Below are 12,836 nucleotides of genomic sequence, written 5' to 3'. Positions count from 1 at the left end.
GAAAAAATTAAAAAAATTATATAAAAGATATACGAATCACACACCGGACACGTAAGCCGGCTAAATTTTCGCTCCTATGAATTATTCAATTTTCGCCCCTTCCGATTCGAGACGATATTTAAGATGGGCCGTTGCGGCCTTCTTCTTCGTGCAAGGTCTGAGCTTCGCGGCCTGGGCAAGCCGGATTCCGGACATTAAAAACATGCTGCACCTCACCGAGGGTGGGCTCGGAACAGTGCTTTTGGCGCTTCCGATAGGTCTGATGGCCAGTCTGCCCATTTCCGGCTGGATGGTAACGCATTACGGCAGTAAGAAAATGGTGCTTATCGGCGCCATTCTGTACGCCATTACATTGACGTTTATTGGCTTTGTAACCCGCACAGAGCAACTCGTTATCGCATTGTTTGCCTTCGGGTTGTGGGGTAACCTCACCAACATCGCGGTAAACACGCAGGCTGTGGCCGTGGAGCAAGTCTATGGAAAATCCATTATGGCCTCGTTTCATGGCTTGTGGAGCCTTGCGGGCTTCGTGAGCGCGATGATCGGCTCGCTATTCATTTCGGTACACATCCCTCCTCATATCCATTTTTTGGTTATCGCATTGTTCGCGTTCGCCATCATTTTCACGGCCTACAAACATACCATGCCCGACACGGAGAAAACCGAGGATGAGGCGCAGCCTATGTTCGTCAAACCCGACCGCGACCTGCTTACGCTTGGCCTGATCGGCTTCTGTGCGATGGTCTGCGAAGGCGCGATGTTCGACTGGAGCGGCGTTTATTTCCAGGAGGCTGTACACGTTCCTGCTTCCATGACTACCCTTGGCTATGTAGCTTTTATGGGCACCATGACGGGCGGTCGTTTCGCCGGGGACTGGCTCGCCAACCGCCTCGGACGTCGTAAAATGCTGCAATTGAGTGGCTTGCTAATGGGAACAGGCCTGGCAATCTCGGTTGCATTCCCCTACCTGGTCCCAGCGACCATCGGTTTTCTGCTGGTAGGTTTTGGCGTATCATCGGTCGTTCCGCTTGTTTACAGCGCAACGGGCAAATCCAAAACCATGTCGGCCGGAATGGCGCTGGCAGCGGTTTCTTCCATTAGTTTCATCGGCTTCCTGATCGGCCCGCCATTGATCGGTATCGTGGCACAATTTGCCAACCTCCGCTGGTCATTCGCGATTGTGGGCGTACTCGCAACTCTGACGGCCTATTTGTCAACCAAGGCACGTTTAATCGACTAAGGCATACTGGTACATATTTTTTCATTGCGAAAGAGGATAGCGGCAACGGTATCCTCTTTTTGTTTGTAAAGCTCAAAACCTATGAAAAAACTCACACTGGGCATTGGTCTGCTATTCCTTTCGCTCACGGGCGCAACCGCACAAAACGACTCGTTGCGGCCACTGGACATGAACCTGGAAGCATACACTTATCCATTCACCGTCGACTATCTGGAATTTGAATCGCAGGGCGAAAAATTGCGTATGGCATACATGGACGTGCGTCCCTCGCGTGCGAACGGTAAGGCGGTTATGCTCCTACACGGGAAGAATTTCAACGGCGCCTACTGGGAAGAAACAGCCAAAGCACTCGCCAACAAAGGCTTTAGAGTGATCATTCCTGACCAGATCGGCTTCGGAAAATCGACCAAGCCTCTGCATTTCCAGTATTCATTCCACGAATTGGCAGCTAATACGAAAAAGATACTCGACAAGCTGGACATTCATAAAATCGCAGTTCTCGGGCATTCGATGGGTGGAATGCTGGCAACACGCTTCGCATTAATGTACCCGGAAATGGTCGAAAAACTCATCCTAGAAAACCCGATCGGCCTGGAAGATTATAAAATGAAGGTACCGTTCCAACCGGTGGACAAATGGTATATGAGCGAGTTGAAAAGCGATTTCAATTCCATTAAAAACTACCAGCTGAATAGCTACTATGACGGGAAATGGAAGGATTCATATACCAAATGGGCAAACCTACTGGCTGGTTGGACGCTTGGGAAAGACTATCCCAGAGTGGCTTGGAATAGCGCATTGACATACGATATGATCTACACACAACCCGTCTGCTACGAGTTCGGGCATATTAAGGCACCTACGCTGCTCATCATCGGCCAGCGCGACCGAAGCGCCGTCGGGAAGAACCTGGCGCCTGAGAATGCACGAAAATCGCTTGGAAATTATCCGCTGCTCGGTAGAGAAACTAAGGCGAAAATAGCGAATAGCGAGTTAGTGGAGCTCGATAATATCGGCCACTTACCGCATATCGAGGATTTCAGCAGGTTTATTACGCCGCTGCTGCGGTTTTTAGAGAAGCCGTGGTAAATAGTTTATATTTGTAAATAATTGGAAATTTACAAATATAAATACATAACAAAAATGTTACATAGCAAACGCGTGGTACTTTTCGCTTTCACAGTAGGCAGCTCCTCCGGAGCCGGATTGACTGTGCACGTCTGATTTCTATAAACAGGCAGCTCCTCCGGAGCCGGATTGGCTATGCGCGTCTGATCTCTTTAGAGGCGGCTTCTCCAGAGCCGGATTGACTGTATGTATCTGATTTCCATAAGCAAGTCGCTCTCTCCTAGGCTTTTTATTCGGCCGCTTTGCCCCAGCGGGGCAACCTGTTTATAGAAACCGACAATTCCCGACACATATCCGGACTCCGGAGGAGTCTCCTATCCGTGCAAATGCCACTCGATCAATGACAAATCATCAGCCCAAAAACTGGCTAATATAGTTGCGGCTGGTAAGGATAGCACTTTTCACGTCTGTGATATTCCCTTCGTAGGCCTTGTCTTCTACCTCAATCACAACCGGTCCACGATAGCGTACATCCGTCAATGCGGCGAAGAAACCGCGCCAGTTTACATCTCCGAGCCCGGGAAGTTTAGGAGAATGATATTCCAGTGGATTGGCGAGAATGCCTACATTATTGAGTTTATTTTTATAAACTTTCGCATCCTTCAAATGAACATGATGCAGTCTTGATTTATAATTATAAATTGGCAGTAACTCGTCCATCATTTGCCATATCATATGGGACGGATCGTAGTTCAATCCGAAGAGCGGATCAGGAATGATTTCAAACATTCGGTCCCACACGGCGGGGCTTATTGCCAGGTTCTTTCCTCCCGGCCATTCATCGTCGGTGAAAAACATAGGGCAATTTTCGATGCCGATTTTCACGTTATTTTCCTCCGCTACCTTCACAATGGCAGGCCACACATCCGCAAAGCGGGCCAGGTTGTCCTTAATGCTTTTGGAAGGATCGCGGCCGATGAAAGTGGTGACCACCGGAATGTCCAGCTTTGCAGCCCCGCGAATAACCTGTTTGATGTGTTCTATATAATATTCCGAGCGGTTCGGATCGGGATCGAGTGGATTGGGATAATACCCCAGGGCCGAAATGAAGATGCCTGCTTCTCTTAGCGTATGTTTGATGGACGACACCCTCTGGTCGGTGAGGTCGTTCACGTTGATGTGGGTCACGCCCGCGTAACGGCGGCTGTCGGCATTATCGGCCGGCCAGCACATCATTTCCACGCATGAAAAGCCATTATTATCAGCAAATTGAACGACGTGTTCGAAGCTGAAATCAGCCAGGATTGCACTATTAAAACCTAATTTTAGCATAAGGACTTAGTTTTTGGGCAAACATCCACAAAAAACGAGCGGGTTTCAAGGATTACCGGAAATTCCTATCCAAAATTTCCGAGGCTTCATCAACACAGGGCACCATTGGTAAATATAGCCCCCTATGAAATCCTGCGAATTTTAGTAATATTGATCCGACAAAAACAATGAACCTAAACACTTTATACACTTATGGCAGACTCCGAACCGGGTATTGGTAAGAAGATACTCAGCTTTTTTATCAAGGATGCCGACGAAACCGCCCAGGGAGGGCCGACTCCTAAGCCGGCGGGCCCGGCGCCCGAACCGTCCAAACCAGCACCGGTACCTGCTACTGTGACGAACGCGGCAGGTACCGGCCAGATTGACAAGAAGTTTGTTGCGCATTTCGTCAATCTCCTCGAAAAGGCCAATCTGCCCGGCCCCGATTATTTCGAATACAAACAGGCGCTTCAGAGTATGGAAGGACTTGGACTGGGCGAAGAAAAGCAGTTTCAGGCGGCATGGGCGAGTTTTAAAGCAATGGGTGGCGCAAAAGATACCGCCGTTCTCAAAACTTCCGCCGATCAGTACCTCGGTATCCTGGGCAAAGACCGCGATTCATTCCTAAAAGACGTCGAAAAGGCAGTCAAGGAGCGGGTGGGCGCATTGCAGGACGAGCACAAGAAACTGGAAGAGGCAAACGCGGCTTACGCGCAGCAGATCATTGATTTACAGAAGAAAATCGACGATAATAAAAACCGACTGGGACAGATTTCCGGCGAGGTTTCAGAACAAACCGCCAAGATCAACGCTAATAAGGATAGCTTTGAGATCACTTATATGAGTTTCGTGGACCAGATCCAATCCGATGTGGCCAAAATCAATCAATATCTTCAATAAACCTGACAACTAAATCACAATGGCAACACCAGATTTCACCCAGATCGGCGGCTCGCAGGAGGACAACTCCAAGAAGTCCTATTGGAGCCGACCGGAAGGCATTACTTCGCTCCTTTTCATAGGGGGCCTGGGGGCCGTGGTCCTCTATTTCTGGAACAAAATCGCGGCTTTCCTGATCGAGGTAACCCAGAATACGTTGTACCTCGGCTTCCTGATGGCCGTTCTGGCGCTCGTGATATTTCTGCTGACGAGTAAAGACGTTCGTACGGCCGCATTTTTCCTGTTCAAATCGTTGATGCGCAGCATTACCGGGCTCATTATCAAGCTCGATCCGATCGCGATCATGAAGATTTACGTCGACGACTTAAAGGAGAAACGCGAGAAAATGCAGGGGCAGATCAACACGCTTGCGGGCCAGTTGGTGAAGCTGAACAAGAATATCAACGAGAACAACGAGCGTATCAAACAGAAATTCGCCGAGGCCAACAAAGCGAGTACCATGCTCGATCGCCCCGGGATGAAGGAAACAGCATCGCTTGCGACCATCGAAGGTGCCGGTTTGCAGGAAATGAATGAAAAGCTTCTCCCCTTGCAGCGGAATATGAAGACTGTGCTCGAATTCATGGAAAAAGTAAATAAGAGCGCAGATTACATTATTAAAGAAACCGAGATAAAAGTTAAACTAAAAGAAGCGGAGTATAGAATTGTAAAAGAAAGCTCCAATGCGTTGCGCACCGCCATCAGCATTTTCAAGGGCAATCCTGACAAGAAATTTTATTTCGATGAGTCGATGGAATATATCCAGGACGATATGAGCCAGAAGCTGGGCGAAATGAAACGCGCCATGGATCTTTCGCTCGACTTTATCAATGGCGTGGATGTGCAGAATGGCTTATTGTCAGACAAAGGCCAGGCGATGCTGGAAGCCTACAACTCAGGTCAGTTCAAACTGATCCAGCTGGAATCGCCTCAGACTGCCACCCGTTCGATAGATACGCCGAAAGATTCGAGCTACAAAGGATTACTGGATTGATAATTCTTCATTTATTCGCTTCATATTTTTCATTTACAGATCATAACAACACATGAAAAGACTAACAGTTGCCGGACGGTTGATCATCACCGTCTTGATTTTGGGAGCCATTTTCGTCGGCTACAAATACTTTGGCGGACAAAAAGCCCTGAACCAAATGGCCGAGGACCAGGCACAAACGCCTCAGACAGAAGCTACCACAGGAGAAGCTGAAAGCACCGCATCTGACCCGGGAACTTCCCCAAACAGTGAAGCTGCCACATCGGCCGGGAGCGCATTCACATACACGCCACCTGTGCCCGTAGACGGCAAATTGAAGGGAGTGGTGGAACTTGGCGCCAGTGGTTTCAACTCATTTATTATAACCGTTGATAAAGAAAAACGCTGGAAACTCGAAAAATCAGAGTTTGGAAATAGCCTTGTAACCGAGAACATGGCTACTGACGAGGACGTGCGCATTGGCTTGAAAAAATACATCGGCACCATGCTCGACTATGGCGTGGGCAGCAAAGACATCCATTTTGTAGTAAGCTCCGGTGCTGCGAAGGCAGAGGTGACTACCAAGATCACCCGGGTGTTGAAGTCACTTGGCTACGTCGTGAACCAGGTAAGCGCAGAACAGGAAGGCCAGCTGGCGTTGAAGTCCGTGCTTCCCGCAGAATATGCCGACAAAGCTTTTGTCGTGGATATTGGCTCTGGTAACACTAAAATATCCTGGATCGACGGCGGCAAAATCTCCGCGCTGGAATCATACGGAGCTAAATACTTCCAGGACGGGACCGACGATTCCAAAGTCTACCAGGAAGTTAGCGACAAGGCAAAGCAAATTCCTGCCAACCTTCGCAACACTTGTTTCATCATCGGTGGCGTACCTTTCGAAATGGCGAAAGAAGTACGGAAAGGCAAAGAACGTTATACCACATTGAGCGCGCCCCTAGCCTATTCAAAACTGACAAACGCAAAATCAAAGGCAGGAGTTAACATTTATAAAGCAGTAACCGACGCGACCGGCTGCCAGCAATTCGTTTTTGACTGGGATGCAAATTTCACGATCGGCTTTTTGTTAGGATTGTAATTTGGAGGGAGGAAAGGGAGGATGGAGTAAAGGGAGGAAGTGATTTTCCCGACTGCCCCCCTTCTTCCCATTCCTCCCTTTCCTCCCCTTCCTCCTTTCCTCCCTTTTCCAAAAAATGACGCTATCACAATTCTTCGCCGCTATTTCATCGAATCCCTGGCCTGCGGTCGTTTACTTTCTGATATTGCCATTTACGGCTTGGGTAGTAGGCATGGCGGCGGATGGAAGTCGGGATGTTAAATTCTGGAGTATCCTTTATGCCATCCTGGTTTACGCGGTTTGTATTCCGGGCATCTTCGCGGTAACCCTCAATATCTACCTTTTCCTCTTCGAGCGGCAAAGCATCTGGCAAGCCAATATCGTATTGCAGTATTTGCCCATCATTTCAATGGCGATCACATTGATGTTGATCAAAAGCAAGATTCCTTTCTCGCTCATACCGGGTTTTGGAAAGATTTCAGGATTTCTTACCTTAATCGCCGCGCTCATCGGGGTAATGTGGTTTTTTGACAGAATCCACTTAGTAGCATTCACTTACGTTCCTTTTTCCGTCATTTTAATCGGTTTTGTACTCACTTTGCTAGCCATCAGGTTTGCATGGAGCAAATTGTTCTGACCACAGGCACGTTTATTCAAATCTCCGTCAGCGACGAGCAGAAGCTTTTTGCCCGCCAGCTGGTCGATTACTCCATTCAGCACCATCACATCTCCAACATCTGGGACAGAAATGAAGACCGCCTCGCGCAGACGCGCATGATGCGGTTCACGGGCAAGCTCGGGGAAATCGTGTTTGCAGATTGCTACCATCTGCCCCGCCCGGCTCGCTCCTTCGGTGCTACCGACGGACAGGATTGGGGCCAGGATTTCCTCATCCGCTCCGACACGGAAGATTTCGCCGTCGACATCAAATCCATGAAACGCCGCAACGGTATCCTGGCCGGTGACTATGTGTTGAACATTCCGTCCTCCCAACTCCATAAGCCCGGTTCCAAGACTTCGCATTACTTCTGCATTTCGTTCCATCAATCCGAAACGGACGGCACCATTGCCTCTTTACTCGGGTTTATCGATAAACAGGCGCTGGAGAATGGTGAGATTGGCAAGCTGTTCTATTCTGGGACAAAGCGTATACGGACGGATGGAAGTACTTTCTCATTCAGCGAATCGACCTATGAGGTGCTGTTTTCAGACATCGCACCGCCGGTGGTAACTAATTCGATCCGTAGGATAAAGGGATTCAGAGTGTGCGAATTGAAATGATTATGTTTTGTTCGTAATTTTGAACAACACTCACATATGCCAAAAACCATGAAACACATCGAAGATCCGAAGATAAAGTTGAGGTTAAGTGTCAGGAAATCTGCCGTCGAAAATGCCCGGAAATACGCTGGTAAGCATCACACTTCTTTGTCCACAATGGTTGAAGAGTATCTTAACCAGTTTCACGAACCCATATCCGACGGCCAACGCAAAGCCGATATTATCAACAGCATGTTTGGCTTCCTCAAAGACAGCCCGATGCGGAATATGACCGACTGGGAAATCAAGGATATGATGATGAAAGACAAGTACGGCCTATGAACCTATTTCTCGACACTAATGTGCTCATTGACCATGCATTGATACGCGAAACTGGCCAGCCTTATGAAGCTGAGTACATTCTGGACTGGGCAGCCCTCAACGAAATTCCAATGTTTGTCTCGCCGGGCTGCATTTACACTTTCGTCTATCTTTTGCACAGACACGGAGTAAGGAAGGAAGCGTTAAAGCAACAGCTGTTCTCCTATCTCGAAGTTTTGAACGTTTCTCAACTTGACGGTCAATGCTTTACGGATGGGCTTCAGTCCAATTTTAAGGATATCGAAGATTCCTTTCAGTACTTTTCGGCATTGAAGTCTAATTGCAATTTCCTGCTTACTACCAATACCACCGACTTCCGTTGTGTAGACAATACGGACATTACCGTAACTTCGCCCCACAATTTTCTTACTACCATCCTCAAAAAACAAAAAGGCATCGACTTCTAAGTAAATGGCTTCACAAACCCGCACGTACGCGCGCAAAAAATTGCTGGGCCAGGTCTACACGCCTTTTCATATTGTCGACAAGATATTAGGGCATTGCGGCTTTTATGAAGCTGATTTAACCGAAAAACGTATTCTCGACCCCGCGTGCGGCGACGGGCGCTTTCTCGTGCCGATGGCGGAGTTTATCATTCGCAACACGCCTGCGAACCAGGTTGCCGCCCAATTGCAGCGGCTGCACGGCTGGGATATCGATAAAAATGCTTTGCAGCAATGCCGTGAAAACCTTGACGCACTCATTGCTCCACTCGGTATTTCGGTCGATTGGCAATTACGCAGATGCGATGCGTTGAAGCAATGGCGATCCAGGGAAAAATTCGATCTGATCGTCGGAAATCCGCCCTATATCCGCATCCAGCATCTGCCTGAAACGCAGCGAAAATACATCCAGAAGCACTATTCATTTTGCAGTACGGGCTCTACTGATGCATTTATCGCGTTTTTTCAGCTCGCAACCAAACTGCTCGCCAACGATGGTATATGTGGCATGATTACGCCCAACTCCTACCTAGTTTCAGAATCCGGCGGGTCGCTGCGAAAGTATTTCTATAAAAATCAAAACTTAAAACACATTACCAATTACCGGGATATATCGGTTTTTGGTGCCGCTTCCACCTACCCCGCCATTACGGTGTTCGGAGGTGAGCATAGGGATGCATTCTACTTTGAACAATGCGTCAACAACCGTTTCGAATATGAGGGGCGGGATATTCCGCATTTCGAATTGAAGGACGATGTCCCATGGCAGCTTTCTGTCAGTACCCAGGCAACACAGGAAGGCCGGCGGTTGGGTGACATTTGTAAAATTTCGGTCGGGTTAACGACACTGGCCGATGGCTGCTATTTGTTCAACATCATCAGTGAGAAGAATGGTCTGGTGTATGCCAAAAACAAGAACGGCTTCTTTGCGCATCTGGAAAAGGAATTGCTAAAACCGATCATCAAAGGTTCCAAACTGAAAACCGCCGACGATGCAGTTACCGAATATATTCTGTTTCCCTACCAAAAAGATAGCTCTGATAAACAGCGCATTATCCCGGAAGAAACCCTGAAAACGAAATTTCCTCAAACATATTCCTACCTGCTTAAAGTAAAATCGGAACTGGATCGTCGTGATAATGGCAAGCCTAATGCAGTGGCATGGTACGCATTCGGGCGGGCGCAGGGGCTGGATAATGCGTTTGGGAAGAAGATTATTTTCTCGCCGATGAACCGGGAACCCAATTTCATTTTGTACGAAAATCCGGATGTGACGGTTTATTCGGGTTATTTTATTAAATATGACGGTGATTATCAAACGTTACTGGAACAGCTCAATTCGCAGCGTATGGCTGATTTCGTGGCCATTGCAGGCCGGGATTTCCAGGGCGGATACAAGGGTTACAACAAAAAGGTAATCGAGAATTTTATCATCTCCAATCACTCCTGAAACGATGGACATCACTACTGCTATTGACCGTTTAACCTGGCTCTGCCAAAACATTCCTGCGCTCATCGAGGCTATTCCTGTCAAAGAACTTGAAAGTAAGCCTGCGCCCGAGAAATGGAGCAAGAAAGAAATTCTGGGCCATCTGATCGACAGTGCGGCCAATAATCATCAGCGGTTTATCAGGATCCAATCCGAATATGAGCCGGTGATTTTCTATAACCAGAACGACTGGGTGGGACTGAGCCACTACAACGACATAGACACGAAGCAGCTCATTGCGACCTGGAAGTATTATAATCTACATCTGGCAGCTGTTGCGAAAGCGATCGCGCCTGAGAACCTGGCACGAAATGGCGTCGGTCGGGATGGCCTACCGCATACGCTGAAATGGTATTTTGACGACTACGTCGACCATATGGAACACCATTTGAGACAAATCGTGGCTTATTAATCGACAAGTTTTTGTAAAAATTCCAGTCTAAAAAGCACAAAAATGAATGAACGTTCATTTATATTTGCGTCGTAAAAATGATGTGTAACATTGAGACTCAGAGACGCCAACAAGGAGGCATTGATCCGTGAAAAAGCCATTGAACTGATCGTAAACCACGGTTTCGACGGACTTAGCATGCACAAGCTCGCCAAAGCCGCCGGCGTGTCCGTGGCTACGATTTACATCTATTTCAAGGATCGCGAGGACCTGATCCAGCAGGTTTACACGGATGAATCGCGGAAAATGACGGATGCGACTTTAGTAAACTTCGATCCGGACATGCATTTCGATGAAGGTTTGAAGCGGCAGTGGATCAATCGCATGACCTATTGCCTCGAAAATCCATACAGTATGACTTTCATGGAGCAGGTGAAGCATTCGCCTCTCATCGATCGTTCGACGGTGGATACGCGTTTTTTGCAGGCCATGCAGCGGTTTGTCCATAATGCGATCGACCGGAAGGAAATTATGCCGTTGCCGGTCGAAATATACTGGTCAATAGCCTTTGCCCCCCTTTACCAGCTTGTGAAGTTCCACATTGCAGGCAAGAGCATGCCCGGCCGGCCGCCGTTCGTATTTGATGAAGAGAAAATCAACCTGACACTCGGATTGGTATTAAAAGCCTTAAAACCTTAACGTAAAGCTGAAACCGGTCCGCTTCCTAATTTGTTTGCCATGAACGACCATAAAATCACCGATGCGTTTGTGCTGGTTTTCAAGACCAACATCAACAACCCAAGACAAGTCAGATCGATCGCCAATACCCTGGATAATTGCCCCGACATTCTCAAATGGAACGTCGACCTGGCGGATATCGACAAGGTTTTGCGCGTCGAAGCCACACACGCACAATGCGGGCCCGTGATCGAGCTGGTCACCCGCGCAGGTTACGCATGCGAGGAATTAACAGACTAAAAATTTACAAAATCAAACTCTATGTCCGAAACCAAATCCACATTTACCGGCTATGAAAAGTTCATCATAGCCCTTTTAGCCACTTTGCAGTTTACAGTTGTACTCGATTTCATGGTACTATCGCCATTAGGGTACATTCTGCTCGACAAACTGTCCATTACCACCAGCCAATTCGGTCTCGTTGTTTCCGCTTATGCATTCAGCGCGGGGGCTTCCGGACTGCTTACGGCGGGATTTGCAGACAAGTTCGACCGGAAAAAGCTGCTCCTTTTCTTTTATGTCGGCTTCCTGGTCGGCACATTGTTTTGCGGGATCGCCCCTACCTACCATTTATTGCTGGCCGCCCGCGTATTCACAGGTATCTTCGGTGGGGTAATCGGCTCCATTAGTTTCGCCATTATCACCGATCTTTTCGCGATCGACGTCCGTGGACGGGTAATGGGATTTGTACAAATGGCCTTTGCGAGCAGCCAGGTTTTGGGTATTCCCATTGGGCTGTATCTGGCCAACAAGTTCAGCTGGCATGCACCGTTCCTGATGATCGTCGGCCTCGGGCTGATCGTCGGCGTGCTGATCGTAACCCAGATGAGACCGATCAATGCACATTTAAATAATCCGAGGAAGGGTAATGCCTTTCAACATCTGGCCAAGACACTCGCCCGGCCGGACTATCTTCAGGGCTTCGCTGCCACTGCTCTGCTTGCTACGGGCGGATTTATGCTGATGCCGTTTGGTACCGCTTTTGGTGTTCACAACCTTGGCATAGCCGAAGCGTCGTTGCCCACGTTGTATATGGTAACGGGTATTTCGATGCTTGTCTTTAGCCCGATGATCGGGAAGCTGAGCGATAAGGCGGGGAAGTATAAAGTGTTCCTGATGGGTTCGACGATCACCTGCATTATGACCCTTATTTATTGCAATCTCAGTGTGACACCACTTTGGATTATCATCGGTTTGAATGTGCTGCTTTTCGTTGGCATTACCGGACGTATGATCTCGGCATCGGCGCTGATGACGGCCGTGCCGGACCCGCAGGACCGGGGCGCATATATGGGGATCAACTCGTCGATCCAACAGATTGCCGGCGGGCTGGCCTCCCTCCTTGCAGGTTTTATTGTCTCGGAAACGAGCACGGGCTTTATCGAAAACTACCCGTTACTGGGGGATGTTGTCGTATTCGCGGTCATCGTGACGGCGCTGCTGATGTACCGCATTCACAAATATGTGGCAACTAAATTGGCGGCCGTAGCACCCGCTGGTGCGCCGAATCCGGCCGTCTGATACT

General features: G+C 48.5%; 15 protein-coding genes. 14 read left to right on the top strand and 1 reads right to left on the bottom strand.

Annotated elements, in window-relative coordinates; all coding sequences use genetic code 11:
• Nucleotides 1–76 precede the first annotated feature (76 nt).
• Both AAHB90_RS16130 and AAHB90_RS16125 read left to right on the top strand, forming a co-directional pair.
• Nucleotides 77–1,240, top strand: a complete 1,164-nt coding sequence (locus AAHB90_RS16130; protein ID WP_342086242.1) for an MFS transporter — start codon at nt 77–79, stop codon at nt 1,238–1,240.
• An 81-nt stretch (nt 1,241–1,321) separates the two neighbouring features.
• A complete protein-coding gene (locus AAHB90_RS16125) occupies nt 1,322–2,329 on the top strand; it encodes an alpha/beta fold hydrolase (RefSeq protein ID WP_342086241.1) in 1,008 nt (335 codons plus the stop codon).
• A gap of 390 nt (nt 2,330–2,719) precedes the next feature.
• Here AAHB90_RS16125 and AAHB90_RS16120 read toward each other — a convergent pair whose 3' ends face one another.
• Nucleotides 2,720–3,640, bottom strand: coding sequence for a sugar phosphate isomerase/epimerase family protein (locus tag AAHB90_RS16120; protein WP_342086240.1), 921 nt, complete (start codon nt 3,638–3,640; stop codon nt 2,720–2,722).
• Between the two features lie 192 nt (nt 3,641–3,832).
• Here AAHB90_RS16120 and AAHB90_RS16115 point away from each other — a divergent pair, with 192 nt between their 5' ends.
• The 12 genes from AAHB90_RS16115 to AAHB90_RS16060 all read left to right on the top strand — a co-directional run bounded on the left by AAHB90_RS16115 (nt 3,833) and on the right by AAHB90_RS16060 (nt 12,832).
• Nucleotides 3,833–4,522, top strand: a complete 690-nt coding sequence (locus AAHB90_RS16115; protein ID WP_342086239.1) for a hypothetical protein — start codon at nt 3,833–3,835, stop codon at nt 4,520–4,522.
• A 19-nt stretch (nt 4,523–4,541) separates the two neighbouring features.
• Entirely contained in the window at nt 4,542–5,555 is a 1,014-nt protein-coding gene (locus AAHB90_RS16110; RefSeq protein WP_342086238.1) for a hypothetical protein, read from the top strand.
• 52 nt (nt 5,556–5,607) lie between these two features.
• Nucleotides 5,608–6,630, top strand: a complete 1,023-nt coding sequence (locus AAHB90_RS16105) for a Ppx/GppA phosphatase family protein (RefSeq protein ID WP_342086237.1) — start codon at nt 5,608–5,610, stop codon at nt 6,628–6,630.
• A gap of 115 nt (nt 6,631–6,745) precedes the next feature.
• Nucleotides 6,746–7,246, top strand: a complete 501-nt coding sequence (locus tag AAHB90_RS16100) for a hypothetical protein (RefSeq protein WP_342086236.1) — start codon at nt 6,746–6,748, stop codon at nt 7,244–7,246.
• Nucleotides 7,228–7,890 (top strand): hypothetical protein, encoded by a 663-nt coding sequence (locus AAHB90_RS16095; protein WP_342086235.1) that lies wholly within the window; start codon nt 7,228–7,230, stop codon nt 7,888–7,890. Before AAHB90_RS16100 ends, AAHB90_RS16095 begins: the two co-directional genes overlap by 19 nt.
• Nucleotides 7,891–7,938: 48 nt before the next feature.
• Complete coding sequence (locus AAHB90_RS16090) at nt 7,939–8,211, top strand: DUF6364 family protein (RefSeq protein ID WP_342086234.1); 273 nt, start codon at nt 7,939–7,941, stop codon at nt 8,209–8,211.
• On the top strand, nt 8,208–8,657 hold the full coding sequence (locus AAHB90_RS16085) for a PIN domain-containing protein (protein WP_342086233.1): 450 nt from the start codon (nt 8,208–8,210) through the stop codon (nt 8,655–8,657). Before AAHB90_RS16090 ends, AAHB90_RS16085 begins: the two co-directional genes overlap by 4 nt.
• A 4-nt stretch (nt 8,658–8,661) precedes the next feature.
• On the top strand, nt 8,662–10,143 hold the full coding sequence (locus tag AAHB90_RS16080) for an Eco57I restriction-modification methylase domain-containing protein (RefSeq protein ID WP_342086232.1): 1,482 nt from the start codon (nt 8,662–8,664) through the stop codon (nt 10,141–10,143).
• A gap of 4 nt (nt 10,144–10,147) precedes the next feature.
• A complete protein-coding gene (locus AAHB90_RS16075) occupies nt 10,148–10,594 on the top strand; it encodes a DinB family protein (RefSeq protein ID WP_342086231.1) in 447 nt (148 codons plus the stop codon).
• A 90-nt stretch (nt 10,595–10,684) separates the two neighbouring features.
• Nucleotides 10,685–11,272 carry a TetR/AcrR family transcriptional regulator gene (locus AAHB90_RS16070; protein ID WP_342086230.1) on the top strand — a complete coding sequence of 196 codons (588 nt, stop codon included), beginning with the start codon at nt 10,685–10,687 and terminating at the stop codon, nt 11,270–11,272.
• Nucleotides 11,273–11,311: 39 nt separating this feature from the next.
• Nucleotides 11,312–11,551 carry a hypothetical protein gene (locus tag AAHB90_RS16065; RefSeq protein ID WP_342086229.1) on the top strand — a complete coding sequence of 80 codons (240 nt, stop codon included), beginning with the start codon at nt 11,312–11,314 and terminating at the stop codon, nt 11,549–11,551.
• A gap of 21 nt (nt 11,552–11,572) precedes the next feature.
• Entirely contained in the window at nt 11,573–12,832 is a 1,260-nt protein-coding gene (locus tag AAHB90_RS16060; RefSeq protein ID WP_342086228.1) for an MFS transporter, read from the top strand.
• The last annotated feature ends 4 nt before the right edge of the window (nt 12,833–12,836 follow it).

The organism is Dyadobacter sp. OTU695 (genome assembly GCF_038440355.1).
Lineage (GTDB): Bacteria > Bacteroidota > Bacteroidia > Cytophagales > Spirosomataceae > Dyadobacter.
This window is presented reverse-complemented; position numbering and strand designations above follow the sequence as displayed.

Coding starts and splice junctions, on each gene's coding strand:
- AAHB90_RS16075 (WP_342086231.1), top strand. CDS start 10,148: ATGGACATCACTACTGCTATTGACCGTTTAACCTGGCTCTGCCAAAAC.
- AAHB90_RS16125 (WP_342086241.1), top strand. CDS start 1,322: ATGAAAAAACTCACACTGGGCATTGGTCTGCTATTCCTTTCGCTCACG.
- AAHB90_RS16130 (WP_342086242.1), top strand. CDS start 77: ATGAATTATTCAATTTTCGCCCCTTCCGATTCGAGACGATATTTAAGA.
- AAHB90_RS16115 (WP_342086239.1), top strand. CDS start 3,833: ATGGCAGACTCCGAACCGGGTATTGGTAAGAAGATACTCAGCTTTTTT.
- AAHB90_RS16090 (WP_342086234.1), top strand. CDS start 7,939: ATGAAACACATCGAAGATCCGAAGATAAAGTTGAGGTTAAGTGTCAGG.
- AAHB90_RS16065 (WP_342086229.1), top strand. CDS start 11,312: ATGAACGACCATAAAATCACCGATGCGTTTGTGCTGGTTTTCAAGACC.
- AAHB90_RS16080 (WP_342086232.1), top strand. CDS start 8,662: ATGGCTTCACAAACCCGCACGTACGCGCGCAAAAAATTGCTGGGCCAG.
- AAHB90_RS16060 (WP_342086228.1), top strand. CDS start 11,573: ATGTCCGAAACCAAATCCACATTTACCGGCTATGAAAAGTTCATCATA.
- AAHB90_RS16120 (WP_342086240.1), bottom strand. CDS start 3,640: ATGCTAAAATTAGGTTTTAATAGTGCAATCCTGGCTGATTTCAGCTTC.
- AAHB90_RS16105 (WP_342086237.1), top strand. CDS start 5,608: ATGAAAAGACTAACAGTTGCCGGACGGTTGATCATCACCGTCTTGATT.
- AAHB90_RS16100 (WP_342086236.1), top strand. CDS start 6,746: ATGACGCTATCACAATTCTTCGCCGCTATTTCATCGAATCCCTGGCCT.
- AAHB90_RS16095 (WP_342086235.1), top strand. CDS start 7,228: ATGGAGCAAATTGTTCTGACCACAGGCACGTTTATTCAAATCTCCGTC.
- AAHB90_RS16110 (WP_342086238.1), top strand. CDS start 4,542: ATGGCAACACCAGATTTCACCCAGATCGGCGGCTCGCAGGAGGACAAC.
- AAHB90_RS16085 (WP_342086233.1), top strand. CDS start 8,208: ATGAACCTATTTCTCGACACTAATGTGCTCATTGACCATGCATTGATA.